Consider the following 26,619-nt stretch of genomic DNA (forward strand, 5'->3'; position numbering starts at 1 on the left):
CCGCTGCACTCCTCGCTCGGATCACTTGAGGGCCTTTCCGTCCAGGACCGTCGGCTCGCCGCGCAGGAAGGTCGCCACGATGCGACCCGGCAGCGTCATGCGGGCGTACGGGGTGTTGCGGCTACGGCTGGCCAGCTCCGCCGGCTCGATGGTGCGGCGGGCGGCGGGGTCGACCAGGGTCAGGTTCGCCGGCACGCCGGGTGCCGGGTCGAGGCCGTGCCCCTCCAGCCCGGCGATCCGGGCCGGGGTGCGCGACATCCGCTCGGCGATCAGGTCCCACTGCGGGCCGAGCACGTCGAGGGCGATCGACAGCGCCGTCTCCAGGCCGAGCATGCCCGGCCGGGCGTACGCCCACTCGCACTCCTTGTCCTCCACCGCGTGCGGCGCGTGGTCGGTGGCGACGATGTCGATCACGCCCTCCACCAGGGCCGCCCGCAGCGCGGCGATGTCGGCCGCGGTGCGCAGCGGCGGGTTGACCTTGTAGACCGGGTCGTAGGTCTCGGCCCGGGAGTCGGTGAGCAGCAGGTGGTGCGGGGTGACCTCGGCGGTGACCCGGACGCCCCTGGCCTTGGCCTGGCGCAGCACCTCCACGCTGCCGGCGGTGGAGACGTGGCACACGTGCAGGCGGCTGCCGACGTGCTCGGCGAGCAGCACGTCCCGGGCGATGATCGCCTCCTCGGCGACCGCCGGCCAGCCGGTCAGGCCGAGCCGGGTCGAGACCTCGCCCTCGTGCATCTGCGCGCCCTCGGTGAGCCGGGGCTCCTCGGCGTGCTGGGCGATGATCCCGTCGAACGCCTTCACGTACTCCAGCGCCCGGCGCATCAGCCTCGGGTCGGCGACGCAGTGCCCGTCGTCGGAGAAGATCCGCACCCGGGCCGCCGAGTCGGCCATCGCGCCCAGCTCGGCGAGGTGCTCGCCGGCCAGGCCGACGGTGACCGCCCCGATCGGCTGCACGTCCACCAGCCCGGCCTCCCGGCCCAGCCGCCAGACCTGCTCGACCACGCCGGCGGTGTCGGCCACCGGCGAGGTGTTGGCCATCGCGCAGACCGCGGTGTAGCCGCCGAGCGCCGCCGCCCGGGACCCGGACTCGACGGTCTCGGCGTCCTCCCGGCCGGGCTCGCGCAGGTGGGTGTGCAGGTCGACCAGGCCGGGCAGGGCGACCAGCCCGGTGCCGTCGACGACGGTCGCCTCCGGCGCGTCCAGTCCGGCGCCGACGGCCGCGACGACGCCGTCGCGGATCAGCACGTCGGTCGGCGCGGCGCCGACGACGCTGACGTTGGAGATCAGGTACGAGCTCACCGGTTGTTCCCCCCGAGCAGCAGGTAGAGGACGGCCATCCGCACGGAGACCCCGTTGGCGACCTGTTCGACGATGGTGGAGCGGGGCGAGTCGGCGACCTCCGGCGTGATCTCCATCCCCCGGTTCATCGGTCCGGGGTGCATGACGATCGCGTGCTCGGGCAGCCGGCGCATCCGCGGGCCGTCCAGGCCGTAGCGGCGGGCGTACTCGCGGGCGGACGGGAAGTAGGAGGCGTTCATCCGCTCGCGCTGCACCCGCAGCATCATCACCACGTCCGACTGCGGCAGCACCGCGTCGAGGTCGTAGGAGACGTCGGTGCCGGGCGCGAGGGCCTGCGCGATGTGGACGGGGATCAGCGTCGGCGGCCCGACCAGGGTCACCTTGGCGCCGAGCGTGGACAACAGCAGGACGTTGGAGCGGGCCACCCGGCTGTGCAGGACGTCCCCGACCACCGCGACCGACAGGCCGGCCAGCCGCCCCAGCCGGGAGCGCATCGTGTACGCGTCGAGCAGCGCCTGGGTCGGGTGCTCGTGGGTGCCGTCGCCGGCGTTGACCACCGAGCCGTCGACCCAGTCGGCGAGCCGGTGCGGGGCGCCGGAGGCGGGGTGCCGGACGACCACGGCGTCGGCCCCCATCGCCTGGAGGGTCAGCGCGGTGTCCTTCAGGCTCTCACCCTTGGTGACGCTGGAGCCCTTGGCCGAAAAGTTGATCACATCGGCGCTGAGCCGCTTCGCCGCTGCCTCGAAGGAGATCCGGGTCCGGGTGGAGTCCTCGTAGAAGAGGTTCACCACGGTGCGCCCGCGCAGCGCGGGCAGCTTCTTGACCTCCCGGCCGGCGACGGTGGCCATCTCGGCGGCCGTGTCCAGGATCTCGGTGGCGGTGGCGGCGTCCAGGTCGGCGCCCGAGAGCAGGTGCCGGATCATGAGGGGGCACCCCCGTACAACCTGACCTCGTCGGTGCCGTCGGTCTCCGCGAGGGTGACCTTCACGCTCTCCGCGAGGGACGTCGGGATGTTCTTGCCGACGTAGTCGGCGCGAATCGGCAGCTCGCGGTGGCCGCGGTCGACCAGGACGGCGAGCTGGACGGACGCCGGCCGGCCGACGTCGTTGAGCGCGTCGAGCGCGGCCCGCACCGTGCGGCCGGAGAAGAGCACGTCGTCGACGAGCACGACCCGCTTGCCGTCGATGCCGCCGGGCGGCACCTGGGTCGGCCCGACCGCGCGGGTGGCGTGCCGGCGCAGGTCGTCGCGGTAGAGGGTGATGTCGAGCACGCCCACCGGGACGGTCACGTCCTCGAAGGTGCTGATCCGGGCGGCGAGCCGCCTCGCGAGGGGGGTGCCCCGGGTGGGGATGCCCAGCAGCACCGTGTTCTCGGCGCCCTGGGTCTTCTCCAGGATCTGGTGGGCGATGCGGTCGACCACGCGCTGGACGTCGGCGCTGGCGAGGATCACCTTCACCGAGGGTTGTCGCGGCGGCGGCGACTGGGCAGCAGGTGGGTAGGCCACGGCGGACCTCCTTCCCCGCCTCACGGGACGGGTCGTTAAAGGACGTCGGATGCCGGTACCGGGACGCGAGCGGCCCGGACCGGGGCTTCCCGCCACGTTACCAGTGGTCACCGCACTGGCCGCCGCCGGCCACTGACCCCCTGGTCAGCCCGGCGAAATGGGGACAACTCCCCCGGTGATCCCAACGGTAAGGTCACGACCACTTGACCAGTTGTGCCAATCCCCGTACCGTCACGCTCCGTAGCGATCGCTGGGAGAACCCCGAGCAGCACTGGGAGTGTTTAATGCCCTCTGAATACGCCAAGTCTCTGGGCGCCCGCCTGCGCTCCATCCGCCAGCAGCAGGGCCTGTCCCTGCAGGGCGTGGAGGAGAAGTCGAACGGGCGGTGGAAGGCGGTGGTGGTCGGCTCCTACGAGCGCGGTGACCGCGCCGTCACGGTGTCGCGCCTGGCCGAGCTGGCCGACTTCTACCGCGTTCCCGTCTCGGAGCTGCTGCCCGACGGCAGCGGGGTTCGCCACGAGCCCACCAGCAAGATCGTCCTCGACCTGGAGCGGCTGTACGACGAGGCCTCCGAGGACCTGGCCTACGTCGCCCGGTACGCGCGTGCCATCCAGCAGCAGCGCGGTGACTACAACGGCCGCGTGCTCTCCATCCGCGCCGACGACCTGCGCGCGCTCGCGATCGTGTACGACGCCTCGCCGTCCGGCCTGATCGAGCGGCTCACCGAGCACGGTGTGCTGGTCGCCGACCCGCGGGCGTTCTTCGCCAGCTGACCCGACCGCGAGGAAGGGCCCGTGCCGGACGGCACGGGCCCTTCTCGTCGTCGTACGGTCGTTCGTGTCGCGTCCCCCGCCCGCCGTCACCCGCCGGGTGTGACGCACGTCGGCTGTGACGTGCGCCGCGTCAGCGGGTGGCGTACTCGGCGATGCGGCCGAGGATGCCGTTGAGGAACCGCGGCGAGTCGTCGGTCGACATCTGCCGGGCCAGCTCGACGGCCTCGCTGATGGCCACCGCGTCGTCGATCTCGTCGACGTAGAGCAGCTCGTAGACCGCGATCCGGGCGAGGTTGCGGTCGACCGCCGGCATCCGGTCCAGCGTCCACCCCTCGGCGTAGCTGGCGATCACCTCGTCGATCCGGTCGAGGTGGGCGGCGACCCCCTCGACGAGGCTCACCGCGTATCCCAGGTGCTCGGGCCGGGGCTTCTCGATCCGCTCGATGTAGCCGGCGAGCACCTCGACCGGCGGACGGTCCCGTAGGTCGGCCTCGAAGAGCACGTCCAGTGCCCGCTTGCGCGCCTTGCGACGCGCAGGCATCTGCTGCTTGGGACCCTCGGCCATCAGGCGCGGCCGAGGTAACGGCCGTCGCGGGTGTCGACCTTGATCTTCTCGCCGGTGGTGATGAAGAGCGGCACCTGGACCGTCGCGTCGGTCTCGACGGTGGCCGGCTTGTTGCCGCCGGTCGACCGGTCGCCCTGCAGGCCCGGCTCGGTGTAGGTGACCTCCAGCACGACGCTGGTCGGAAGCTCGATGTAGAGCGGGACACCCTCGTGGGTGGCCACGGTCGCCTCGGCCTCGGGCAGCAGGTAGTTCGCCGCCTCGCCGACGGTGGCACCCGGCACGTTGATCTGGTCGAACGTCTCCAGATCCATGAAGACGTAGTCCTCGCCGTCCGCGTACAGGTACTGCATGGTGCGCTTGTCCACGGTCGCGGTCTCGACCTTGGTGCCCGCGTTGAAGGTCTTGTCGACCACCTTGCCGGACAGCACGTTCTTCAGGGTGGTACGCACGAACGCACCACCCTTACCGGGCTTGACGTGCTGGAACTCGACGACGGCCCAGAGTTCTCCGTCGAGGTTGAGTACCAGGCCGTTCTTCAGGTCGTTGGTGGTGGCCATTTCCTGCCTTGATCATCAATTGGCGGACAGACCTGGCAAGTCTACTAGTTGCGCCGAACGCCGCTGCCCGCCGCTTCCCGCCACCCTCCTGCCACCCTTTCCGCCGCACTCCCGCCGCCCGCCTGCGGCGCTTTCCGGCACCCTCCCCTGCCTGCCTGCCAGCCCGCCCGCGACCTTTCCGGCATCCTCCTGCCGCCCGCGACACTTACCGCCGCCTCCCACCGCTCTCCGCCGCCGCTCCGGGTGCTCCCGCCGGTCCCGCCACGTCACCCACCGGTCCCACCACGCCGCCCCACCGGCCCCAGCCCACGTCGCCCCACCGGCCCGGCCACCTCGCCCCGCTGGCCCCGGCCACCTCGCCCCGCCGCCGATCCGGCAACGTCGCGGGATTGCCGGCAACAAGGCGTGCCGACATATCACCCTCCGTGAGCCGAGGCTTCCCCGCCGGGAACTTCCTGCGCTCCCGTTTGCTCTGCACCTGCGGACGCACCAGTTACGCATGGTCACCTTCCCGTCCTCGACGAGGATTCGCCGCCGACAAGAAACCCCAGCTCAACAGGCTGGTGCGAATCCGGATGCAGAGCAAAGCGCCCGGAGGGCAGCGAGCGAGCACCGCGCGGACGGTGACCCACAGTAACGAGGGGAGATGTTACTCACCGTCACAGCATCCGAAGCGCGGCGTCGGCGCGCATCTCGCCGACTCGCGTGCGACAGGCGCGGGCGGCGGGCGGCGGGCGGCGGGACGGTCACGGGTCGGTGGCGGGGTGACGGCCTCAGCGATGCAGGGCGGCCAGATGGTGCAGGGCCAAGCGGTAGCCGTCGACGCCGAGGCCGCAAATCACCCCGGTCGCCACCGCCGACACCACGGAGTGGTGCCGGAACTCCTCGCGGGCGTGGATGTTGGAGATGTGCACCTCGACCAGCGGCCCGCGCAGCATGGCGCTGGCGTCCCGGACCGCGTACGAGTAGTGCGACCACGCGGCGGGGTTGAGGACCACGGCGGCGCCCTCGTCGGCGGCGGCGTGCAGCCAGCCCAGCAGCTCGTGCTCGGCGTCGGTCTGCCGCACCGTCACGTCGAGGCCGAGCTCCCGCCCGGTCGACTCGCAGAGCGTCACCAGATCCGCGTAGGTGGTCGCCCCGTAGACGTCCGGCTGTCGGGTGCCGAGCCGGCCGAGGTTCGGGCCGTTCAGCACGTGGACCTTCACGCGGCCACCTCGCGGTAGGCCGCCTCCAGCAGCTCGTCGTCGGGGCCCTCGAGGATCGCCGGCCGGGCCAGCCCGTCCAGCACGACGAAACGCAGCTGGCTGCCCCGGGTCTTCTTGTCCACCCGCATCGCGGCGAGCAGTCCGGGCCAGGCCTGGGCGGGATAGCTGGTCGGCAGCCCGAGCGCCGCCATGGCCGTCCGGTGCCGTTCCGCGGTGGGGGCGTCCAGCCGCCCGGCCAGCCGCGCCAACTCACCGGCGTAGACGACGCCGACGGACACCGCGTGGCCGTGCCGCCAGCGGTAGCCCTCCGCCTTCTCGATCGCGTGGGCCAGGGTGTGGCCGTAGTTGAGCACCTCCCGCACGCCCGACTCGCGCAGGTCGCCCGAGACCACGTCGGACTTCACCCGGATCGCCCGCTCGATCAGCTCGCGGGTCACCGGGCCGGTCGGGTCGGTGACCGCCGCCCGGTCCCGCTCCACCAGGTCGAGGATCACCGGGTCGGCGATGAAGCCGCACTTGACCACCTCGGCCAGGCCGGCGGCGAGGTCGGCCTGCGGGAGGCTGTCCAGCGTCGCCAGGTCAGCGAGGACGCCGACCGGTGGATGGAACGCCCCGACCAGGTTCTTGCCGGCGCCGGTGTTGATCCCGGTCTTGCCGCCCACCGCCGCGTCGACCATGCCCAGCAGCGAGGTCGCCACCGGCACCCAGCGCACCCCGCGCAGCCAGCAGGCCGCGACGAAGCCGGCCAGGTCGGTCACCGCGCCGCCGCCGACGCCCACGACCGCGTCGGTACGGGTGAAACCCGCCTCGCCCAGCCGGTCCCAGCAGGTCGCCGCGACGTCGATGCGCTTGCCCGCCTCGGCGTCCGGCACCTCGATCAGCAGCGGCGCGACGCCGGCGGCGCGCAGCCGCCCGCCGATCGCGTCGGCCAACTCCCTGAGCGGGTGCGCGTGCAGCACCGCCACCCGGGTCGCGTCCGGCAGCAGCCCGGGTAGCGCGTCGAGCAGGTCGCGTCCCACCAGCACGTCGTACGGGCGCTCGCCGCCGACCGGGATCCGGGTCACCTCGTCCATCGCCGGCAGCCTAGTCCAGCCGCCCGGTCCCGGGCGGGAACTGTCCACTTCGTGGCCATCCGCTCGCGCCGGCCCGCCGTCCTTGCGGTCGCCCGCTTCATCCTCGTGGCTCCCTGAGGCGGCACGGGCCGGTCACGTCGGCGGAGGGTTCACCCGGGCACCCGTACGGCCCAGGCGGCCATCCGGCGGGCGTGCTCGGCGACCTCGTCGCGCAGGGCGTCGGGACGCAGCACGGTGAACGGGTAGCCCAGCCCGGCGAGCAGCTGGGCCATCCCGCCCAGGCTCTCCGCGCGGGCGCGCAGCAGCACGCCGTCGGCGGTCGCGCTCAGCTCGGCCACGCTCGGCGGGAGGCGGCGTCGGGCGGCGGCCAGGTCGGTCTCCAGCAGCACCTCGACGTCGTGGGCGTACGGCACACGGGCCAGCGCGCGGGTCACCCGGGCCACCGGGTCGAAGCCGTCGGGGACGGTGAAGGTCTCCTCCCCCGACTCCACCTCCCCGATCCGGTCCAGCCGGAACGTGCGTACCTCCCCGCGCAGGTGGTCGTGACCGGTGACGTACCACCGGCCGGCGTGGAAGACCAGGCCGTACGGGTCGAGTTCGCGGCGGGTCGCCGCGCCGGAGAAGGAACGGTGGTCCAGCCGTACCCGGCGCCGGTGCCGGGCCGCGTCGGCGAGGGTGAGCAGCGTCGCGGTCGCCGGCCGGGCCCCCGGGACCGCGCGGCGCAGGGTGAAGTCGAGGTGCTCCTGCACTGCGGCGAGGCGGTCACTGAGCGTGGGCGGCAGCACCCGGCGGATCTTCGCCAGCGCGGTCGCGGTCGCGGGCTCCTCGGTGCCCAGCCCGAGCCGCTCGGCGGCGACCAGACCGAGCAGCACGGCGACGGCCTCGTCGTCGGTGAGCATCAGCGGCGGCAGCTTGTAGCCGGGGCGCAGCCGGTAGCCGCCGTGGCGGCCCCGCTCGGCGGTCACCGGGACGCCCAGCTCCGCCAGGGTCGCGGCGTAGCGGCGCACCGTGCGCCCGTCCACCCCCAGCCGGCGGGCCAGTTCCGCCCCGGTGAGCCGGTGATGGCTCTGGAGCAGTTCGAGCATGCCGAGCACCCTGGCGGCGGGATGTGCCACGGGCCACTCCTGTAAAGCGGGCGGAAAGCGTCCGGATTCGATCGTACGGTGGTCCCGGACGACGAGAGAGGGAGGTCGCGGATGGCGACGTTCGTGCTGGTACCGGGTTTCTGGCTGGGCGGTTGGGCGTGGCGCGAGGTGACCGCCGCGCTGCGCGACCGGGGCCACGAGGTCCACCCGGTGACGCTGACCGGGGTGGCCGAGCGCGCCCACCTCGCCGGCCCGGAGGTGGGCCTGGAGACGCACACCACCGACATCGTCCGGTTGATCGAGGTGGAGGAACTGCACGACGTGGTGCTGGTCGGGCACTCCGGCGGCGGGCTGCCGGTGACCCAGGCGGCGGACCGCGTCGGAGAGCGGATCGCCCGGGTGGTCTACGTGGAGAGCGGGCCGATGCCGGACGGCATGTCGCAGTTCGACAGCAACCCGCCGGAGGAGCAGGAGCGGCTGCGCGCCGAGATCGGCGACGGGCACCTGCTGCCACCGCCCGCGTTCGATCCGGCGGAGGACCCGGAGAACCTGGCCGGGCTGGATTCCGCCGCGCTCGCGCTGCTGCGCCGGCGCGCCACCGCCCACCCGCTGCGCGCCGCCACCGATCCGGTGCGCCGCACCGGCGGGCACGCGGTGCCGACCGCCCTGGTCGCCAGCACCTTCCCGCTCGAGGTGGTCGAGGGCATGATCGCGCAGGGCCACCCGTTCTTCGCCGGGCTGGCCGGCGGCCAACTGCACGCGCTGCCCACCGGGCACTGGCCGATGCTCAGCGAGCCGGAGGGCCTGGCCGACGTGCTCGACCGCATCGCCCGCGACTGACGGCCACCGGCGCTCCGCCACAGGCGGCATGCGGGATGCGGGCGGCCGGACCGGGCACGTGTCCCGGTCCAGCGCCGCAGCGGAAGCGCGGCGGCTCAGCCCCTGGGGAGCGCGGCGGCTCAGCGCTTCAGGAACGCGGCGGCTCAGCCCCTGGGGAGCGCGGCGGCTCAGCTCTTGAGGAGTGCGGCGATCTCGGCGGCGATCTCCGCCGGGGACCGCCCGTCGGTGACGACCGTCGCGGTGGCCACCTCGGCGTAGAGGGGGCGGCGCTGGTCCAGCAGGTATTTCAGCGTCGCCCGGGGGTTGATCGCCAGCAGTGGGCGGCCCATGCCGAGCCCGACCCGCTTCACCGCGTCGGACAGCTCGACGGAGAGGTAGACCACGGGGTGCCCGACCAGGGCCGCGCGGTTCTCCTCGGCGAGGACCGCGCCGCCGCCGAGGGCGAGCACGCCCTCGCACGAGGCCAGCCCCGCCGCCACCGCCGCCCGTTCGAGGGTACGGAAGTGGTCCTCGCCCTCGTCGATGAAGATCTCGGGGATCGGCTTGCCGGCCAGCCGGACGATGTCCAGGTCGGTGTCGCGGAACTCCACGCCGAGCAGCTCCGCCAATGCCAGCCCGACCGTGGTCTTGCCGGAGCCGGGCGCCCCGACCAGCACGCAGACCGGCGCCATCAGCGGCACCGCCGGCCGGTTGCGCGCTTCGCCCGTCGATCCGCCGCGCGCCCCGCGCTCACCGGATCACCAGGGCGTCGAGGTAGCCGGCCAGGTTGCGGCGGATCTCGGCGACCGAGTCGCCGCCGAACTTCTCGGTGGCGGCCTCCGCCAGCACCAGCGCCACCATCGCCTCGGCGACGACGGCGGCGGCGGGCACGGCGCAGACGTCCGAGCGCTGGTTGATCGCGGTGGCCGGCTCGCCGGTGGTGACGTCCACCGTCGCCAGGGCCCGGTTCAGCGACGAGATCGGCTTCATCGCGGCCTTCACGCGCAGCGGCTCGCCGGTGGTGATGCCGCCCTCCAGCCCGCCGGCCCGGTCGGTGACCCGGCGTACGCCGGTGGCGGTGGGGATGATCTCGTCGTGCGCCTCGGAGCCACGGGAGCGCGCCTGCTGCCAGCCGTCGCCGATCTCCACGCCCTTGATGGCCTGGATCGACATCAGGGCGGTCGCGAGCCGGGCGTCGAGCTTGCGGTCCCACTGCACGTGGCTGCCCAGGCCCGGCGGCACCCCGTACGCCAGCACCTCGACCACGCCACCCAGGGTGTCGGCGGCCTTCTTCGCGGCGTCGACCTCGGCGACCATCCGGGCGCTGGCCTCCGGGTCGAGGCAGCGCAGCGGGTCGGCGTCGATGCGGGCGGCGTCGGCGGGCGTGGGGCGCAGCCCCGGCTTGGCGGCGACCGGGCCCAGCTCCACCACGTGCGAGACGATCTCGATGCCGAGGGCCTGCCGGAGCAGCGCCTTGGCGACCGTGCCGACGGCGACGCGGGCGGCGGTCTCCCGCGCGCTGGCCCGTTCCAGGATCGGCCGGGCGTCGGTGTGGCCGTACTTCTGCATGCCGGCCAGGTCGGCGTGGCCCGGGCGGGGGCGGGTCAGCGGCGCGTTGCGGGCCTGGCTGGCGAGCTCCTCCGCGTCGACGGGATCGGCCGCCATGACCGTGCGCCACTTGGGCCACTCGGAGTTGCCGACGCGGATCGCGACCGGGCTGCCGAGGGTCACCCCGTGCCGGAGCCCGCCGATGATCTCGACCTCGTCCTGCTCGAACGACATCCGCGCGCCCCGGCCGTAGCCGAGCCGCCGCCGGGCCAGCTCACCGGCGATCTCCCCGGTGGTCACCTCGACGCCGGCGGGCACGCCCTCCAGCATCGCGACGAGGGCGGGACCGTGCGATTCCCCTGCAGTCAACCAGCGCAACACAGCGGTCAGTCTGTCACGCCCGGTGCCCGCCGCCGTGCGGTGCCCGCCACGTCCCGCCCTGCGGACGCGGCGGGCACCGGCGCGACCGCCGGGTGGCCCGCCGCCCGGGCACACCCGCCGGTAGGACCCGCGCGCCCCGGGGCCGGGCCAGGCCGCACGCGGGAGGCGATCCCGGGGCGGCGCGGGGTGACTCGTACCGGCCTCAGCTCCATCTGCTCCGGGCCTGTCACCTCCGATAGCGCTGTGCCACTGCCGCGAAGGCGGCCTTGGGCTCCCATTCCATGTCGGGGTAGGTCTGCCCACGGCGCCCTTCGAGGAGTTTGACGATGCCCAGGCCGGCCCGGTCCAGGTCGTCCCTGGGGTCGCCGTCCGGGCGGTGCGGGTAGCCAGGCAGGGCGAACAGGAACACGAAGGCGCTGTCCACGCCCTCGGTCTCGAAGATCTCCAGGAGTTCGCTCAGATAGGTGGCCTGGCCGGCCTCGTCACGCTCGTATACGCCGTTCAGCCGTACCGGGGCCCTGGTCTCCGGGTCGTGCTCGACCACTTCCAGCACTCGCCCACCGCGGTCTCCCGCGCCGCGGTAGGCCGCGGTGCCGAATCCGGTGATGGCGAGCGGCTTCGGTCCCTGGGCCAGGATGCGCACCGCGTCCCGGAACTGGTCGGCGACCTCGGCCGAGCGGATCAGCTCGAACGTCACGATGTCGAAGGGAGTCCAGTCGACCTGCTCGAACTGGATGGATGCGTAGGTGAGCCTGCCCTGGAAGCGGTCGCGGACCGTGGCCACGGCGTCGCGGAGGAATGCGTTGATGCGCACGCCGAGTTCGCGGATGGCTTCGGCCCGCCGTTCGGGTTGTCTCATCAGCCGCTCGACCCGGTCCTCGGGGCTCTCGCCGGGCAGGAACCCGCGGTTCATCACGCTCAGCTCGACCCCTGCGACGAACACGACTGCGGCCCCCTGCTGCCGGAGCCGTTCCGCTCGCTCGGCGCAGTCGCGGAAGAGCGTGAGGATCTGCTGCGGATCCAGCTCCAGCGGATAGGGCGAGAACCAGACCTCCAGGCCGAGTTCGGCGGCGGCACCGGCGGCCAGTTCCAGTCGATCCGGGTCGCCGCCGATGATCTGGACCGCGTTGCAGTGCAGGTCGTCGCGGATGATGGCGAGCTCGCGCCGGACCACCGCAAGGTCGAAGTGCTCGCGGGACGTCTGGCCGTGCACGACGAATCCGGTGTCGTAGGTCATTCCTCTTGCGCGCATGGTGGCGTCCTCCCTGTCGGTCCCGGTCGGGTCGAGCCTGGCAGGAAAGGTGCGCGCACGCAAGTTTACTTACGCGCAACTTTGCGCGTACGCAGCCCTGCGTGGGACGCTGACACCGTGACGACACCACCACCAGGGCTGCGGGAGCGGAAGAAGCAGGCCACGCGCGAGGCGCTACGCGAGGCGGCCCTGCGCCTGGCCGTGCAGCACGGACCGGACCAGGTGCGGGTCGAGGACATCGCCGAGGCGGCCGGAGTCTCGCCGCGCACCTACAACAACTACTTCGCCAGCCGCGAGCAGGCGATCGTCTCCGCTGTCACCGCGGACCGGGAGGCGCGCATCGCGGCGGCGGTCACGGCCCGGCCCGCAGGAACGCGCCTGGCCGACGCCGTCACCGAAGCAGTGGTCGAGCAGTACGCGAACACCGGCGAGCACGAATACCAGGCGCTGCTGCTGATCACCACCCGGACCGCGCTGCGCGACGCGTTCCTCGACACCACCACCGGCATCGAGCCCCCTCTCACGGCAGCGATCGCCGAACGCCTGGGTGACGCCGGAGCGCACACAGCCCGCGTTCTCGCGGCGAGCGTGGCCGCGGCGGTTCGCATCGCACTGGAAGGCTGGCTCCAGCCGGCCGGGAACGCAGGAGCCGCCGAGGGCTTCGCCGCCGGAGGACTGGTCGTGCCCTCCGGCTCACTGCCCGACCAGCTCCGCGCGGCGCTGGCCCCGCTCGCGCCCGCGTTCGACGCCGCCGAGCGCCGCACCCGGCCCTGAACGCGCGCTCAGATGCCCCGGCCGCGCTTGTGCAGGGTACGCAGCACCGCGTCGGCGCGGAGCATCCGCCCGGCCACGGCGAGGGCCAGGTACGCCCTCGGCTCGCGCGGGTTGCGCCGGATGGTGTGCCGGGCCCAGCGCATCGCGCCCCGCCGGTCGCCGGACGCGGCACGGGCGAAGGCGATCTGCCCGGTGACCCGCGCCTCGCCGGCAGGCTGGGTGCCGAACTCGGGGTAGCGCTCCAGCAGCCACTGCAACGCCTCGGAGATGGTGTCCCAGCGCTGCGCGAAGTAGGACCGCTTGTGCCAGCGCACCAGCACGTACGGCGTGCGCAGGTTGACCAGCGGCGCGCTGCGGGCGGCCCGGAGCAGGAACTCGTAGTCCTCCGCGTAGCTGCCCGGGATCTCCTCGTCGACCAGCCCGAACCCGTCGCGCAGCGCGGCGGCGCGGATCAGGAAGGTCGACGGGTGCAGCTCCGTCATCCGGTCCCGCAGCAGGTCGGCCAGGGTGACCGAGTCCTTCGGCAGCGCCCGGTCGACGGTGTGCCCGTCGTAGCTGACCCGGATGCCGCAGCTGACGAACTCCGCGTCGGGGTGGGCGGCGAGCGCCTCGACCTGGGCGCGCAGCTTGCCGGGCAGCCACTCGTCGTCGTCGTCGCAGAACGCGACGAGCTCGCCGGTGGCGGCCAGGACGCCGGAGTTGCGGGCGCCGGCCAGGCCGGGGGCGCGCCCGTTGCGGATCACCCGGACCAGCCGGTCCGGGCGGGACAGCTCGGCCAGCGAGGCGTCCGGCTCGGACTGGTCGTAGACCACCACCACCTCGATCGGGCCGGGGTGGTCCTGGTCGAGAATGGCGCGCACGGCGGCCCGGAGCAGCTCCGGGCGGTCCCGGGTGGGGACCACCGCGCTCACGCTCGGGTGTTCGGTCATCGCCGCTCTCCGTTCCGGCCGGGCCGTGCCCACGGCCGCCACCTCGTCCGCTGCCGTCGTCCGGTCGACGCGGCCACCAGGTCCTCCACGATCCGTCCCACCTGCTCGACCGCCGCGCGGCGCGCCCGGGACGCGTCCGGGTCGGCCGCGACGGCGAACCGCGACGGGTCGGCGAGGCCGGCGGTCAGCGCCTCGAACAGCGCCTCCCGGGTCTCGGCGAGCGCCACCATGCCGGCCGCGCCCAGGCGGCGGGCGAACAACTGCTGGTGGTCGTCGACGTGTTCGCCCCGGGTCGGGTCCCGTGGGACGACGATCGGCAGGTGACCGTGCCGGCGGGCCTCCAGGATGGTGGCCGGGCCGCCGTGGCAGACCACGAGGTCGGCCTCGGCCATCGCGGTCTGCAGCTCGTCGTGGCCGAGGAAGGGCATCGCCCCGGGCACCCCGGGGGCCCGGGTGTGTCCGTGCTGGACGGTCAGCCCGACGTCCTCGGCGACGGCGGGGTGCCACTCCTCCAGCCAGCCGACCAGGCGGTCGAACGGATGCTTGTCGGTGCCGACGGCGACCAGCAGCCGGGCCCGGACGAGGTCGCCGGGGTCGCGCGGCCGGGGCACCCGGTTGGCGCCCGCCGGCCGGGGGCGGCCGGGGGCGACGCGGTGCGCGGGGGCGGTTCCGGTGCTCTCGGCGCTCACAACAGGGTCCCCACGACGGTGGCCTCCGGGTACTGCCGGCGCTGCTCGTCCCACTGCACGAGCATCGCGGAGAGGAACGGCCGGCAGAGCCGGGCGGTCAGGGTCGGGGTGTCGATGCGGTCGTACACCTCGATGTAGACGGTCGGTACGCGCCGGAGCCGGGCCAGCACCACGAACGGGACGGCCACCCCGGCGCCGGTGGTCACCACTGCGGCGACCCGGCGCGACCGCAGCACCCGCCAGGCGAGTACGGCGTTGCGCAGCAGGTTCGGCACGTTGCGGGTGGTCGGGTGGTGCGCCGGGACGAGCTCCTCGCCGGCCAGCAGCGAGAGCGCCTCGGGTGTGTCGAAGGTGACCCAGCACCGCCGCCAGCGTTCGTACCACGGGCGAAGGGCGAGCAGTTGGGCCAGGTGGCCGCCGCTGGAGCCCACCAGGAGCAGGACTCCGGGCTCGCCGGCATCCTCGGTTGTCGTTTCCACGCGACTCCCCACAAGTTCGCTTGGACGTTCGGTGGTCGCCACGCGACAGCAGATCACACGTCCCCCGCCTGGTGAAATAGGGCGACCGGGCGACAAGTCGATCTCCGCGGATGGCGGATCGGGTGCGCCGCACCGACCATCGGTATCGAGATCGTCACGACCTGGAGCTTCTTCGTCACTATCCGGAGTCGACGACGGACCGTCGGCTCCGGCGATTTCGGCGGATCAGCCGCTATGTCGTTTCTCGACGACGTCCAGCAGGGCGGGATGCAGCGCGGCGTTCCAGCCCGCGCCGGCGTCGGCGAGGCGCCAGGTGCGCAGCCACATCTCCAGCAGGTAGGCGTCGGCCACCAGCCGCCGGGCCGCCGGTGCGAGCCCGAGGTCGGCGCCGTACCGGTCGAGGTGGGCGTCGACGGCCCGCGCCGCCGCCGCGGCGGGCTCGCCCCGCAGCACCAAGGCCCGCTGGAACGCGTCGTGCGCCAGGTCGAAGCCGAGCGGCACGTCCGGCCCGCTGTGCTCCCAGTCCCAGGCGACGAGGCGGCCGGCGTGCACGCCGAGGTTCCAGGGCACCCAGTCGCCGTGCCAGTGCCCGAACTCGACGGCCGTGTCGCCGTGCCGGCCGGTCAGGGCGGCGACGGCGGCGACCGCCCGGGCCCCGTCCGGCGTGCCGGCGGCGGCGCGTGCGGCCTCGGCGGCGAGCCGGGCCAGGAACGCCGACCCGGCCACGGCGCGCGGTGGGGCCGGCGGGCGGCCCCGGCGGGCCACGGCCAGCAGCGCCGCGATCCGCGGCGGTTCGCCGGCCGACACCCCCCGCACGGCCGGTGGCAGCGGCTCGACCAGCGCGACCACCTGCCCGGCGGCCGTCGTCTCGGCGAGCAGCCGGGGCGCCGCCGGATGGTCGGGCACGCCGGTCACCGCCGGCAGCTCGCGCAGGGCCGCCGCCTCTGCGGTCACCAACGCCCGGGTGGCCCCGTTCCAGCCGATCTTCGCGTAGCCGAGGGCCCGGCCGTCCGCGCCGAACAGTTGCAGGGTGGGCTTGTGGTTCGGGTCCGGCGGGCGGACCCCGCAGGCCGCGTAGACCGACGGCGCGCCGAGCGCGGCGCCCAACCGCCCGGCCAGCAGCGCCTCGTCGGCCGCGACCCGCTCGGGCAGCGACACCGTCAGCCGGGGGAACCGGGCCAGGTCGACCGCGCCGACCCGCGCCAGCACGCCGAGCCCGGCCCGCACCGCCCGCACCTTCGGCGGACGCAGCGCGTTGTACGCCAGCAGCGAGGCGGCCGTGGCCCGGGGTGCGCCGAGCGGCAGCAGGAACCGGGCCCGGGTGAGCGACGGGACGACCGCGTACCGGGCGACGGCCCGGTACCCGGGCGGCGGCGGGGCGTCCACGGTCAGGGCGATCCGCTCGTCGCCGAACACGGCCCGGGTGACCCAGCCCAGCCCGTCGGTACGCGAACGGGGGTCGGCGGCGGTGGCCGGCGCCGTCACGGGGCCCGGTCCGGCCAGTCGAGCTCCAGCCCCAACCGCTGCCGCAACGCGTCGTTGTACGGGCGGTAGTACTCGGTCAGCTCGGCGCGCACGGCCGGCTCCAGCGGCGCCGAGCGGCGGTCGTTGTAGACCTTGAAGTCGGGCAGGTCGTGCGGGGGCAGGCCGAGGAAGTCCAGCGTCCGACGGTAGGTCGACCGGGCGTCGCGGTAGAGGTCCTCGCTGGGCAGGAAGAGGATCTGCTCCCGGTCGAACCGCTCCAGCCACGGCTCCAGGTGCTCCAGGTAGCGGCCCCGGGCCCGGTAGGTGTACCAGTCGTACGGCTCGCTGAAGTACTCCGGCTCCGCGATCAGCCGCTCCCGCTCCCCCGCCGTGCGCTCCTGCTCGGCGGCCAGCGCGGCGGCGAAGTCGAGCGGCTCGATGCCGTGCGTGCGCCGCTCCTTCCAGTGCGAGTACGCCCGCTCCACCGGGTCGCGCAGCAGCACGATCAGCCGCACCGACGGCATCAGCGCCGCGACCCGCTGCGCCGCGAGGGGGTGGAACATGTACAGCGGCGCCGCCTCGCCGACGCGCACCGGCCCACCGTGCCGCTTCTCCAGCGCCTCCCGGTGGCGCTGCGTCGGGAAGTGCGAGCGGTACCAGGCCTCGCCGCGGCGCCAGTGCTCCTCGAAGTAGTGCGAGGACTTGGTGTTCCAGGCCGGAAAGAGCCGGGGCACCAGCGGGTGCTGGATCAGGTAGTTCCACAGCGAGGTGGTGCCGCCCCGCTTCGTGCCGATGATGAGGAAGTCCGGCAGCGGTCGCCGGTCGCTGGTCCGCACCCCGTAGTCGACGAGTGACTCCCGCACCCGCTCCGTCACCTGGGTCGGTACGAGCTGCTTCACCCGGTCTCGGATGGACGGCACGACACACCTCACCTGCCCTTCGATTCCTCCGGGGCGCGCCCGGTGGCGGCCGGGGCCGCCTCCTGCCGCCCACGGACCTGCACCATGGTCACCCGGATGCGGTGCCGCACCCGGGGCAACGTCAACAAGCCGACGCAGCCGGCGGCCAGCACGCCCAGGGCCACGGCCAGGCCGCCGATCCCCCGGCCGCCGGCCAGCACCCCGACCGCCGCGGCGGCCCCGACCCCGGCGACGGTGGCCGCCCCGGCCCGCAGCATCGCCGCGTCGACCAGCGGCTGGCCGACCACGACCCGGGCGCAGACGACCGCCGTGACGTTCTCGGTGGCGATGCCGAGCGCCCAGGCCAGCGCCGCCCCGGTCGCGCCGTGCGCCGGGATCAGCCAGAGGCCGAGGGAGACGGTGACGAGCAGCCCGGCCAGCGTGGCGGCCAGGTGCAGCCCGCTGCGCCCGCCCATCAGCAGCAGGCTCTGCACGTTGCCGACGCCGGTGTTGACCAGCATGGCCAGCGCGAGCACGGTCATCGCGGTGGCGCCGGCGGTGAACTCGGGCCCGAAGAGTTGGAGGAAGGCCAGCCCGAAGACGGCCAGCAGCAGGTAGACCGGCCAGGACAGCACCAGCCCCCACGTGGTCAACTGCCGGTGCACGGCCGCCGCCGCGGCCCGGTCCCCGCGCCCGAGCAGCCGGGACAACTGCGGCGACACCGCCACCCGCAGCCCCTGCATGGCCAGCTGGCCGGCGAGGATGTAGCGCCCGACGGCGCCGAACACGCCGGCGTCGGCCGGCCCGGCGAGCACCGACGTGAGCAGCACGCCCACCCACATGTTGCCGGCGTCGATGGCGGCCGACGCCGCCCGGGGCAGCGCGAAGCGCCAGAACGCCGACCAGTCGCCCGCGGCGGGCCGCAGCGCCGCGCCCCGGCCGACGCCGAGCGGGCCGGCCACCAGCGTCAGGCAGGCCAGCAGGGCGAGCGCCGCCGGCACCAGCCAGCCGGTCATGCCGGCCAGCAGGCCCCCGCCGGCCAGGGCCGCCGCGCCGACCAGCACGGGCCGGGCCACCGGCAGCAGGAAGAACTGCACCCCGACGTACGCCCGGATCGGGCGCGCGCAGCGCAGCGCGGCGAGCAGCAGCGTCATCGCCACCACCACCGGCACCGCGGCGAAGCTCGCCGTCAGCAGGGCCGCGCCGTCGACGCCGGAGCCGCCGAGCAGGCGCGGGGCGAGCGCGTCGGCGGCGAGCACCCCGCCCACGGCGACGGCTACCGCGACCAGCAGCGGCGGGAGCAGCGCCACCGGGAGCACCCGGGCGGCGTCGCCGCGCGCGCCGAGGCGCCGGCGGGGCAGCGCCCACATCAGCCCGGTCTCCGCGCCGAGGGTGCACACGGCGGTGGCGACGGTGACCACCCCGATCGCGGCGAAGAACGCCCCGGAGCCGACCGTGCCGTAGCCGCGGGTGATGACGACCGCGAGCAGGAAGCCGAAGAGTCCGCTGGTGGCCGCGCCGATCAGCCCGGCGACGCCGCTGCGGACGCTGCGGCGGGTCTCCGTGTCGTCGCCGGACGCCCGGGCGGTCCCACCGGGCACGGCGGGGCCGCCCGGAATCGCCCCGGCCCGGTTCGCCCCGTCCGGGGCCGGCCCATCTGGCACGGCGGCCGGGGCCGGTCCGTTCGGTGCGGAGGCCGGGTGGGGACCGGAGGGCGGGTGGGTGGCGGCGGTCATGCGGGTACCGCTTCCGGGCGCGGGAGACGGGGGCGGTACGGGCGGGCGGCGGTCTCCCGCTCGGTGAGCGCCATCGCGAAGGCGACCGCGAAGAAGGCGACCGCGAGGTTCTGGTTGGCCATGCCGTAGAAGGGGATCTGCACCAGGCAGACCACCGGCACCACGGCCAGCCACTGCCCGGCGGCGGACGTGGCCCGGGCGCAGATCAGCGCGGCGACCACGAACCACGCGAGGAAGCACAGCAGCGCGGGGACGCCGTGGCTGAACAGCACCATCCACAGCTGCCCCTGGGTGCCGATCGGCGCCTCGGCGCTGACGGTGTCGACGTTCACCGGCGCGCCGTAGCCGAGCCAGGGCGACTCCCGTACCCGTCGGATCACCTCCACGTAGAGGGAGAGCCGGTCGGTGTTGGTGTCGCTGGACTCGACCCGGTTGCCGATCAGCTCGGTGACCGGGATGAACAGGGTGACGAGGCCACCGGTGACCACCACCCCGACGATCGACGCGGCCACCCGGACGTTGCCGCGCAGTGCGGCCCGGAGGCCGAGCACCGCCAGCCCGGCGCCGAGGCTGAGGAACATCGCCCGGTTGAGCGTGAGGAAGGCAGGCGCCAACGACAGCGGCAGCGACGCCAGCAGCGCCCAGCGCAGCACGCCGCGCCGGCGCAGCATGGTGAAGGCCACGACGCAGGGCAGCGTCATCGCATACGCGCTGCCGTAGTTGTTGGTGTACGCGAACGGCGCGGCCGGCCGGTAGATCGGGTTCAACGACCGGGCGCTGTACTCCGCGGTGGTGAGGTGGACCATGTCCTGGATGAACGGGGTGTTGGCCACCCCGCCCGGGAGCAGCACCTCCACCGGGGTGGTCAGCGCGAACCGGGGTGCCAGCACGCCCAGCCAGCCCAACGCGACCAGCCCGAACCAGAAGGCGCAGAGCGGAACGAGGACCGCGACCTGGTCGGGGCGTTCCCGGGTGACCGCGTAGACGTAGACGCCCACCACGAGGGCGGTGAGGTAGAAGGCGAGCCGCAGGGCGAACGTCAGCACCGAGGCCGGCGTCTGCAACTGGGTGGCGCTGACCACCACGACGGCCAGGAACAGCAGCCAGATCCCGGCGGCCGGGGGCAACGGCACCCGGCCCCGGATGAACAGCAGCGCGAACAGCAGCGCCCCGAGCAGGGGCCACCCGAGGTAGAACGCGCCGGCCAGCCACCACACGGGCACCATGCCGAACATCAACGCCAGCGGCCAGAGCGGCAACCGTGGCGGGGGCGGCGGCTGCGGCAGCGACGCGGCGGCGCCCGGGCCGCCGCCCGGCTCCGTCGTCGCCGGCGCGCGGGTGACCGGCACGGATCAGCCCCGGCCGCTGCGCGTCAACACGAAGCCGAGCGGGGTGACCCCGGCGGCGCGCAGCCGCTCCACGAGGCGGCGCAGGTCGCCCTGCCGGGTCCGGTCCTGTTCGACCACCACGACCGCCGTGCCCTGCCGGGCGACGGCGACCCCGCGCTCGTCGGACTCGGCCGGCGGGGCGTTGAACAGCACCAGGCTGTGGTCGGCGCCCTGCCGCCAGGTGCCGAACCGGACGCTGCCCGCGCCCACGGTCACCGGGTCGGTGCTCGCCACCTTGCCGTTCCCGCCGGTCGCCGTCGAGGTGACCCGGGGCAGGGTCAGCGTGGCGTCCGGGTCGGTGGACGGGCGGGCGCCGATCGGGTGCGGCGACGGCCGTCGGGCCGCGGCCGGCTCCGGGGTGCCGCCGCTCTTGCCGTCCGTCGTCGAGCCGGCCGGCCGGGGCTTCGGGACGAGCGGGCGGGACGGGTCCGCCGTGGCGGGCAGCCGTTCCCGGTCGGCGAGCACGTTGGTGCGCAGCCGTTCGGCGCGCCCGCTGTCGTCGGCGACGAAGACCTCCCGGCCGACGGCCGCCAGCGCCACCGCCAGCCCGGCGGTGATGGCCGTGGGGTCCTCCTCGCGGGCGGTCAGCAGCGACACCCGCGCGGGCTGGCGCACCCGCTCGGCGATGGCCATCGCCACGTACCGGATGTCGGCGTCGACCGCCTCCTTGCCGCCGCGCCACCGGCGGCTGCGGACCGTGCCGAGCAGCGGCAGCCCGATGGCGTCCCGGCCGTCGTCGACCGACCGGATCCGCCGGTCCATCGACTCCCAGGCGTACGCGAGCACCACGCCGAGCAGCGTCCCGCCGAGCAGGCCGGCGAGCAGGTAGAGCGGGCGGTTGCCGGCGGAGGAGGCCAGGGCCCGCTCGGCGGTCTGGGTGACCCAGCCGGGGTTGACGTCGACCGCGGCGATCTCGGTGCGCGCGGCGTTGAGCTGGGTGAGCTGGTTGTTGATCCCGGTCAGCTCGGTCACCGCGGCGTCGACGGCGCCCTCCCGGGCGTTGTTGACGCGCTTCTGCAGGGCGGCCTGCTGGGCGGCGACCTTGGCGATGCTCTCGTCGTACGAGCGCAGCATCTCCTCGCGCTGCTTCTCGTACATCGTGCGGCGCACGTCGAGGTAGGCCTGGGCGGCGAGGTTGACGCCCTCGACCGCCTGCTCGGCGGTGGGGGCCTGGTAGACGAAGCGCAGGATCTGCCCGCCGGTGGGCACCTCGACCTCCAGCGCGTCGCGTACCTCGCGCGGGTCCAGGTCCCCCGAGTCGGCCAGCCGCTGCACCACGTCGGTGCCCGTGGCGATGCCGCTCTCCACGTTCATGTTCACCGCGCGGTCGGCGTTGGCGCCGCTGGGCGTGAACGCGTCGGTGACGACGGGGCGGACCGCCACGACCGCGCTGGCGCTCACGGCGGCCGGTACGAGCACCACGTAGCCGAGCGCGGCGAGCAGGCCGATCGCGGCGACGGCCCCGACCAGACGGATCCGGTGCAGCGGGACGCGCAGCAGGTCGGTCAGCGTGACGGTGCGGCCCGGTGTGCCGCCACCGCCGGCGGGGACGTCCGTGGGCCAGGTACCGGGGGAAGCGTCAGTCATGGAACTTCTTCACCGTCTGTTGTGGATTTCCAGCGACCACGACCCGCGGCGGCACGTCCGTACGGACCACCGTGGCGGCGCCCACGACACTGTCCCGGCCGATCCGCACGCCCTTCATCACCAGGGCGTGCGCCCCGATCCACACATTGTCCTCGATCGTGATCGGGGCGCGGGTGGCCGGGACGGGCGGGTCGTGCCGCTGTTCGGGAGGCAGGTTGTGGAAGTCGTTGTCCAGCAGCTCGCAGTCCGAGAGCAGGCACCGGTCGCCGATCGTGACCGACGTCCAGGTGCCGATCCAGGTGGCGTTCAACAGGCAGTCGGCGCCGACGCGCACCTCGCCGGGGCCGGCGAAGCGGACCAGCTTGTTGATCCGGGTGCGGTCACCGATGCTCACCCGTACGCCCCGGCGCAACCGGATCCGGCCGCGGATCTCCACGCCCCGACCCAGCGTCAGCCGGGGATAGCGCAGCGTGTACCAGCCGCGCTTGACCGCGAAGACGACCCGCACCGCGAGCCCTCTGCGGTTGCCACCCGCGCCGACCAACGACCCTCCCCACGTCGTGCGGGCCGGCGACGGCTGATCCGTCGCCGGCCCAACGTGAACAATCTACCGATGTTCCGTTACGAACAGTCGACCGTCACTGCACGGAGAAGAAGGTCGACGGCGTTGACCACGTCACGCCGGCGGCCGCCGGGACCACCGTCGCCGCCGTTCCGTCGACCGCCGGGGCGGCCGTCGGGTCGAACGGCACGCTGCGCAGCGTGCCGTCGGTGGCACCGTACACGACCCGGCCGGCGACCCAGGCCATGCCCCGCACGGCCGACCAGGTGACCCCGGTGGTGGGCAGGGTGAACTCGGTGGCGCCGAGGTAGTTGCCGTCGATCTCGAAGTAGCGGTAGTAGAGACCGTTGGCGCCCGTGCGGGTGTAGTAGAGGCGGCCGTCGAGGTAGAAGGCGCCGGTCATCAGCGCCGGGTTGAACCAGTCGTTGTAGCCGGACGCCTCCCACGGCGCGCCGATCGCGCCGCCGTTGAACAGCGAGATGTCGATCCGGCTGCCGGTGGGGGTGCCGGCGACGGTGTGCGACCAGTAGATCCGGTCGGCCACCCGCCAGGTCGCGCCGGCCGCCGTGTAGTTGGGCTGGCTGACCGTGGTCGGGGTGCCCAGGCTGGCGCCGTCGAACGGCACCTTGGCCAGTTCGCCCGCGCCGGTGCCGACGTAGAGGTTGCCGGTGGCGGCGGTCGGCGCGTTCTTCGGGGTGATGGTGCGCCCGCCGGTCAGCGGGAACATCCCGAGCCGGCCGTGGTACTCGTTGCCCATGCCGTCGGAGTTGTGGCCGAAGTAGAGGCCGTCGCTGCCGCGCCAGAGCACCGGCACCGAGGAGCCCCAGTTGCTGGTGCCGGCCGGCATCGACGCGCTGCCGCTGCGGCGGGGGTTCCAGTTGACCGGCATGCCGGTGGCCGGGGTGACCGCGGCGATGCCGAGCCGGTCGATCGCGCCGTTGCCGGCGACGTCGCTGGCGTTCGGGTTGTTCAGCCAGCGGAAGTGCCCGCCGAGGTAGATGACGTTGTCGGCCACCTCGACCGAGGTGATGGTGTCGTTGCCGGTGTAGTCGACCCAGGTGCCCAGCTGCCCAGTGCCCCGGGCCGCCGTCTCGAAGCGCACCAGCGCGTCGCAGTACGCGGCCGGCCAGCCCGCGCCGCCGTTGGTGCCGACGACGAACCAGCTGCCGTCGCCACCGAACTTGACGTCCTGCACGTAGTGCACGAAGGTCGCCGGCGCCGCGCACGGCGGCACGAACTTCTCCGTGCTCCAGTCGAGCACGGTCGGGGTGCCCGAGAGGTCGACAAGCGCCATCTGGTTGCGCGGCAGGTCGTTGAGGAACATGAAGTTGCCGCCGACGGCCAGGGTGCCGCCGTCCGGGGAGACGTCGAGCGTCCAGACGTACGAGGTGGTCTGGTGGCGCCCGACGGTGGCGTTGACGTTGAACGTCGGGTCGATCACGCCGGTCGTGGCGTTGAGCCGGCCGAGGCCGGCGTGCGCGGTGCCGTTGAGCCAGTTGAACGCCCCGGCCACGTAGAGCCAGTTGCCGTGCAGCGCCAGGTCGCGGACGGTGCCGCCGTCGGAGCGGCCGACCCAGCTGTCGACGATCGCGCCCGTGGTGGGGTTGAGCGCCACCAGGTTCTTGCGGGAGACGCCGTTGACGGTCTTGAAGGTGCCGCCGACGATCACCGTGCCGCCGGGCCCGGCGACCAGCGTGTTGACCGCCCCGTCCAGCACCGGCAGGAAGCTGGTCGAGATCGTGCCGGTGGCCCGGTCGTACGCGAAGAGGTAGCGCTGGGTGGTCCACGCCGCGCTGGCGGTCTGCCGGATCTGGGTGAAGCTGCCGCCGACGAACACGGTGGAGCCGACCTGCGCGAAGGCGCGGGTCTCGCCGTCCCTGGCGTGCGGTGTGGCGTCGGCCGGATTCGCCGAGACCAGGGTCGCCGGTTCGGGCGCCGGCACCACGGCGGCGGAAGTCCCGGTGGGGACGGCCAGCACGGCGGCTGCGGTCACGAGTGCGACCACCGCCGCCCGGGTGCGGAGTCCGGCGGATCGCCGAGAGAGCGGGATGTCGGGCACGCTACGCCTCCATGTCGGGAGAGAACCCGCGTAGCGTGCCTGGTCGACCCAGCCTGGCGATATCCGCCGATTGGGCGGTCACTGCATCAGCAACATGACACCGCACACAGCAAGTCGGATGTCCGACTCGCCCGTATCACTTGGGGTAAAAGTGTGAACGCGCGGTGTCAGCGAGCGCCCCCGGTGGGCTGCCGCAGGTAGCTGTCGCGGCCGGCGCGGGCGAACCCCGCCACCGACGAGGCGTCGTGGTTCATGGTCATGTCACAGGTGCTCGACCGGCGGGTCATCCCCGGGGAGTTGAAGTAGATCGCCGCCTTGATCTTCGGGTGCGCCTTCAGCGCCGCCGGGAACTCCTCGAACCAACGCCGCTTGGCGTCCGGGTCGGCCGCGTCGAAGTTGGTGCCGAACTCGGCGAGCATCCGTGGCTTGCCGACCCCGACGCGGTGCTCGTCCAGCCAGCGGTAGAAGCCGCCGATGGTGGTGGCCGGGCTCTTCCAGACCTTGCTGCCGTTGCAGACGTGGAAGTTGTACGGGTCGTAGCCCACCCAGTCGACGTACCGGTCACCGGGGTAGAGACCGGTGTAGCGGTCGTAGTGACCCGACCAGCCCATCATCGTCCAGACCCAGACCGCGTTGTCGGCGCCCGCCGCGGCGAACCGGTCGTGCACGTGCCGCCAGGCGCGGACGAAGTCGGCGTCACTGCCCTTGGCCGGCTCGTCCTCCGGCTCGTGGTCGAAGCCCATGAACACCGGCACGCCGGTGTCGCGGATCCGGCCGGCGACCGCGTCGATGGTGGCGTCGTACCGGCCACTGTAGACGTCCTGCCAGGTCAGCACCGTGCCGGAGGAGAAGATCCGCGACTCCCAGGCGAAGAACATCAGCCGCCCCTCGCGCATCTGCTGCCGCTGGTAGGCGTCGGGGAAGGCGCCGTTGCTGCCGGCGTTGGAGAAGTCGTGGTAGCGGTGCACGATGTCGAACTTCCGCCCGACCTGCGCCTCCACCTCGGCGACCGCCGCGCCGTGGTCCCAGCCGTCGCCGGCGCTCGACGGGGAGTACATGCCCCACCAGGCGCCGCAGGAGGGCACCAGCCTGCTCGACACCTCGCCGCACCGGTCCGTACCGGTCGAAGGGCTCGCCGACGGGCTCGGGGTGGCGCGGGTGGGGCTGGCGCTGGGCGTCGGCCGCGGCGCGGGGCTCGGCGCGACCGTCCGGCTCGGCGACGGCGCGGCGCTGGTCACCGCCGGCGTGGGCCGGGTGCCGACGTCGTAGCGGATCTCCAGGCGCGGACGCAGGTCGGGATTGTGGTTCTCCGTCGACGCCCAGTAGATCCTGGTCTCCAGGCCCGTCTGCTCCAGCGAGACCGTCCAGGCGCCGTTGCCCTTCACCAGGGCCGAGACGTCCCACTCGTTGAAGCCCTTCGCCACGCCGGAGACGGTGTCGAGCACCGCCCCGGGCAGCATCGGCGTCGGCCGTGCCGCGCGGGCGTCCACCGCGGAGGCGTGCGCGGTCACCGTCGCCGGGAACTCCTGCCACGCGTGCATCCGCAGCGTGGCCCGCACGTTGACCGCCGTCGCCGGCAGGGTGGTCACCGCGAACTGGACGACCGCCTCCCGGCCGCCCCGCGGGTTGCCGTCGCAGCGGACCGCGCAGGTCGCCAGCGTCGTCTTCGCCCCGTTGTCGCCGTCCTGCGGCACCATGGTCGCCGTGGTGTCCGCAGTCGCCCGGATCGACAGGTCGTCGGCGGCCAGCAGCGGCATCGTGGTGGCCACGATCCCGGCCACCACGGTGGCGCCGGCCACGCCGAGGACGAGGGCCTTGCGTCGTGGGCCGGCGTGCCGGGGGATGCGGTGCAGTCCGTGCCTGCTCAAGGAGTACTCCCTGTGTGTCGGACGGTGACGGTCAGCAGCGTAACCACGGCCACGGCGTGACGTGGGGACGACAGTCGGACCTAAGCGCGTCTTAACCGTCGCCTAAGGATGCCCTGGATGACCA

25 protein-coding genes are annotated in these 26,619 nt (G+C 73.9%); 3 read left to right on the forward strand and 22 right to left on the reverse strand.

The features are described from left to right. Positions 1-21: 21 nt before the first annotated feature. Genes ACLQ22_RS27270 through pyrR form a run of 3 tightly spaced genes read right to left on the reverse strand, consistent with a single transcriptional unit; the run spans position 22 to position 2,803 of the window. On the reverse strand, positions 22-1,299 hold the full coding sequence (locus ACLQ22_RS27270) for a dihydroorotase (protein ID WP_425694818.1): 1,278 nt from the start codon (positions 1,297-1,299) through the stop codon (positions 22-24). Beyond that, positions 1,296-2,222 carry an aspartate carbamoyltransferase catalytic subunit gene (locus tag ACLQ22_RS27275; protein WP_121395245.1) on the reverse strand — a complete coding sequence of 309 codons (927 nt, stop codon included), beginning with the start codon at positions 2,220-2,222 and terminating at the stop codon, positions 1,296-1,298. The genes ACLQ22_RS27270 and ACLQ22_RS27275 overlap by 4 nt, the downstream gene beginning before the upstream one ends. Next, complete coding sequence (pyrR, locus tag ACLQ22_RS27280; RefSeq protein ID WP_425694819.1) at positions 2,219-2,803, reverse strand: bifunctional pyr operon transcriptional regulator/uracil phosphoribosyltransferase PyrR; 585 nt, start codon at positions 2,801-2,803, stop codon at positions 2,219-2,221. The genes ACLQ22_RS27275 and pyrR overlap by 4 nt, the downstream gene beginning before the upstream one ends. A gap of 284 nt (positions 2,804-3,087) precedes the next feature. Here pyrR and ACLQ22_RS27285 point away from each other — a divergent pair, with 284 nt between their 5' ends. Then, a complete protein-coding gene (locus ACLQ22_RS27285) occupies positions 3,088-3,576 on the forward strand; it encodes a transcriptional regulator BldD (protein ID WP_013285505.1) in 489 nt (162 codons plus the stop codon). Positions 3,577-3,706: 130 nt separating this feature from the next. Here the strand turns inward: ACLQ22_RS27285 and nusB are convergent, their stop codons facing one another. The 5 genes from nusB to ACLQ22_RS27310 all read right to left on the reverse strand — a co-directional run bounded on the left by nusB (position 3,707) and on the right by ACLQ22_RS27310 (position 8,091). Continuing rightward, positions 3,707-4,117: a transcription antitermination factor NusB gene (nusB, locus tag ACLQ22_RS27290; RefSeq protein WP_172896683.1), complete on the reverse strand. Its 411-nt coding sequence runs from the start codon at positions 4,115-4,117 to the stop codon at positions 3,707-3,709. Between the two features lie 23 nt (positions 4,118-4,140). Then, positions 4,141-4,698 carry an elongation factor P gene (gene efp / locus ACLQ22_RS27295; protein WP_121395249.1) on the reverse strand — a complete coding sequence of 186 codons (558 nt, stop codon included), beginning with the start codon at positions 4,696-4,698 and terminating at the stop codon, positions 4,141-4,143. A gap of 773 nt (positions 4,699-5,471) precedes the next feature. Beyond that, entirely contained in the window at positions 5,472-5,903 is a 432-nt protein-coding gene (aroQ, locus tag ACLQ22_RS27300) for a type II 3-dehydroquinate dehydratase (RefSeq protein ID WP_425694820.1), read from the reverse strand. After that, positions 5,900-6,976, reverse strand: coding sequence for a 3-dehydroquinate synthase (aroB, locus tag ACLQ22_RS27305; protein WP_425694821.1), 1,077 nt, complete (start codon positions 6,974-6,976; stop codon positions 5,900-5,902). Before aroB ends, aroQ begins: the two co-directional genes overlap by 4 nt. Before the next feature lie 149 nt (positions 6,977-7,125). Then, entirely contained in the window at positions 7,126-8,091 is a 966-nt protein-coding gene (locus tag ACLQ22_RS27310; RefSeq protein ID WP_425694822.1) for a helix-turn-helix transcriptional regulator, read from the reverse strand. 81 nt (positions 8,092-8,172) lie between these two features. On the opposite strand from ACLQ22_RS27310, the gene ACLQ22_RS27315 reads away from it, so the two are divergent. Continuing rightward, positions 8,173-8,901, forward strand: coding sequence for an alpha/beta fold hydrolase (locus ACLQ22_RS27315; RefSeq protein WP_425694823.1), 729 nt, complete (start codon positions 8,173-8,175; stop codon positions 8,899-8,901). A 167-nt stretch (positions 8,902-9,068) separates the two neighbouring features. On the opposite strand, the gene ACLQ22_RS27320 is transcribed toward ACLQ22_RS27315, so the two are convergent. The 3 genes from ACLQ22_RS27320 to ACLQ22_RS27330 form a co-directional block, all read right to left on the reverse strand. After that, the gene (locus ACLQ22_RS27320) at positions 9,069-9,572 is read right to left on the reverse strand and encodes a shikimate kinase (protein WP_425694824.1); all 504 of its coding nucleotides are present in this window, start codon (positions 9,570-9,572) and stop codon (positions 9,069-9,071) included. A gap of 58 nt (positions 9,573-9,630) precedes the next feature. Beyond that, positions 9,631-10,809, reverse strand: coding sequence for a chorismate synthase (gene aroC, locus ACLQ22_RS27325; RefSeq protein ID WP_425694825.1), 1,179 nt, complete (start codon positions 10,807-10,809; stop codon positions 9,631-9,633). 226 nt (positions 10,810-11,035) lie between these two features. Then, positions 11,036-12,046, reverse strand: coding sequence for a hypothetical protein (locus tag ACLQ22_RS27330; protein WP_425694826.1), 1,011 nt, complete (start codon positions 12,044-12,046; stop codon positions 11,036-11,038). A gap of 132 nt (positions 12,047-12,178) precedes the next feature. Here ACLQ22_RS27330 and ACLQ22_RS27335 point away from each other — a divergent pair, with 132 nt between their 5' ends. Then, positions 12,179-12,835 carry a TetR/AcrR family transcriptional regulator gene (locus ACLQ22_RS27335; RefSeq protein ID WP_425694827.1) on the forward strand — a complete coding sequence of 219 codons (657 nt, stop codon included), beginning with the start codon at positions 12,179-12,181 and terminating at the stop codon, positions 12,833-12,835. Positions 12,836-12,843: 8 nt separating this feature from the next. Here ACLQ22_RS27335 and ACLQ22_RS27340 read toward each other — a convergent pair whose 3' ends face one another. The 11 genes from ACLQ22_RS27340 to ACLQ22_RS27390 form a co-directional block, all read right to left on the reverse strand. Beyond that, positions 12,844-13,764 carry a glycosyltransferase family 2 protein gene (locus ACLQ22_RS27340; RefSeq protein WP_425694828.1) on the reverse strand — a complete coding sequence of 307 codons (921 nt, stop codon included), beginning with the start codon at positions 13,762-13,764 and terminating at the stop codon, positions 12,844-12,846. After that, positions 13,761-14,375, reverse strand: coding sequence for a glycosyltransferase (locus ACLQ22_RS27345; RefSeq protein ID WP_425694865.1), 615 nt, complete (start codon positions 14,373-14,375; stop codon positions 13,761-13,763). Before ACLQ22_RS27345 ends, ACLQ22_RS27340 begins: the two co-directional genes overlap by 4 nt. 74 nt (positions 14,376-14,449) lie before the next feature. Next, entirely contained in the window at positions 14,450-14,932 is a 483-nt protein-coding gene (locus tag ACLQ22_RS27350; RefSeq protein WP_121395268.1) for a UDP-N-acetylglucosamine--LPS N-acetylglucosamine transferase, read from the reverse strand. Between the two features lie 225 nt (positions 14,933-15,157). Next, a complete protein-coding gene (locus ACLQ22_RS27355; protein WP_425694829.1) occupies positions 15,158-16,417 on the reverse strand; it encodes a hypothetical protein in 1,260 nt (419 codons plus the stop codon). Continuing rightward, complete coding sequence (locus ACLQ22_RS27360; RefSeq protein ID WP_121398854.1) at positions 16,414-17,316, reverse strand: sulfotransferase domain-containing protein; 903 nt, start codon at positions 17,314-17,316, stop codon at positions 16,414-16,416. Before ACLQ22_RS27360 ends, ACLQ22_RS27355 begins: the two co-directional genes overlap by 4 nt. A gap of 8 nt (positions 17,317-17,324) precedes the next feature. Next, on the reverse strand, positions 17,325-18,896 hold the full coding sequence (locus ACLQ22_RS27365) for a lipopolysaccharide biosynthesis protein (RefSeq protein WP_425694830.1): 1,572 nt from the start codon (positions 18,894-18,896) through the stop codon (positions 17,325-17,327). Positions 18,897-19,027: 131 nt separating this feature from the next. Further along, a complete protein-coding gene (locus ACLQ22_RS27370; RefSeq protein WP_425694866.1) occupies positions 19,028-20,266 on the reverse strand; it encodes an O-antigen ligase family protein in 1,239 nt (412 codons plus the stop codon). A 117-nt stretch (positions 20,267-20,383) separates the two neighbouring features. After that, complete coding sequence (locus ACLQ22_RS27375) at positions 20,384-22,006, reverse strand: lipopolysaccharide biosynthesis protein (RefSeq protein WP_425694831.1); 1,623 nt, start codon at positions 22,004-22,006, stop codon at positions 20,384-20,386. Next, entirely contained in the window at positions 21,999-22,550 is a 552-nt protein-coding gene (locus ACLQ22_RS27380) for an acyltransferase (protein WP_121395275.1), read from the reverse strand. The genes ACLQ22_RS27375 and ACLQ22_RS27380 overlap by 8 nt, the downstream gene beginning before the upstream one ends. Before the next feature lie 94 nt (positions 22,551-22,644). Continuing rightward, complete coding sequence (locus ACLQ22_RS27385) at positions 22,645-24,573, reverse strand: hypothetical protein (RefSeq protein ID WP_425694832.1); 1,929 nt, start codon at positions 24,571-24,573, stop codon at positions 22,645-22,647. Between the two features lie 221 nt (positions 24,574-24,794). Next, the gene (locus ACLQ22_RS27390; protein ID WP_425694833.1) at positions 24,795-26,495 is read right to left on the reverse strand and encodes a glycosyl hydrolase; all 1,701 of its coding nucleotides are present in this window, start codon (positions 26,493-26,495) and stop codon (positions 24,795-24,797) included. Between the last annotated feature and the right edge of the window lie 124 nt (positions 26,496-26,619).

It is taken from the genome of Micromonospora sp. DT178 (assembly GCF_049841695.1).
In the GTDB taxonomy this organism is placed as follows: Bacteria; Actinomycetota; Actinomycetes; order Mycobacteriales; family Micromonosporaceae; genus Micromonospora.

Excerpts from the sequence above, each read along its gene's own strand:
- ACLQ22_RS27275 (WP_121395245.1), bottom strand. The coding sequence starts at position 2,222 with ATGATCCGGCACCTGCTCTCGGGCGCCGACCTGGACGCCGCCACCGCC.
- ACLQ22_RS27285 (WP_013285505.1), top strand. The coding sequence starts at position 3,088 with ATGCCCTCTGAATACGCCAAGTCTCTGGGCGCCCGCCTGCGCTCCATC.
- nusB (WP_172896683.1), bottom strand. The coding sequence starts at position 4,117 with ATGCCTGCGCGTCGCAAGGCGCGCAAGCGGGCACTGGACGTGCTCTTC.
- efp (WP_121395249.1), bottom strand. The coding sequence starts at position 4,698 with ATGGCCACCACCAACGACCTGAAGAACGGCCTGGTACTCAACCTCGAC.
- aroB (WP_425694821.1), bottom strand. The coding sequence starts at position 6,976 with ATGGACGAGGTGACCCGGATCCCGGTCGGCGGCGAGCGCCCGTACGAC.
- ACLQ22_RS27315 (WP_425694823.1), top strand. The coding sequence starts at position 8,173 with ATGGCGACGTTCGTGCTGGTACCGGGTTTCTGGCTGGGCGGTTGGGCG.
- ACLQ22_RS27320 (WP_425694824.1), bottom strand. The coding sequence starts at position 9,572 with ATGGCGCCGGTCTGCGTGCTGGTCGGGGCGCCCGGCTCCGGCAAGACC.
- ACLQ22_RS27330 (WP_425694826.1), bottom strand. The coding sequence starts at position 12,046 with ATGACCTACGACACCGGATTCGTCGTGCACGGCCAGACGTCCCGCGAG.
- ACLQ22_RS27340 (WP_425694828.1), bottom strand. The coding sequence starts at position 13,764 with ATGACCGAACACCCGAGCGTGAGCGCGGTGGTCCCCACCCGGGACCGC.
- ACLQ22_RS27370 (WP_425694866.1), bottom strand. The coding sequence starts at position 20,266 with ATGTTCGGCATGGTGCCCGTGTGGTGGCTGGCCGGCGCGTTCTACCTC.
- ACLQ22_RS27375 (WP_425694831.1), bottom strand. The coding sequence starts at position 22,006 with ATGACTGACGCTTCCCCCGGTACCTGGCCCACGGACGTCCCCGCCGGC.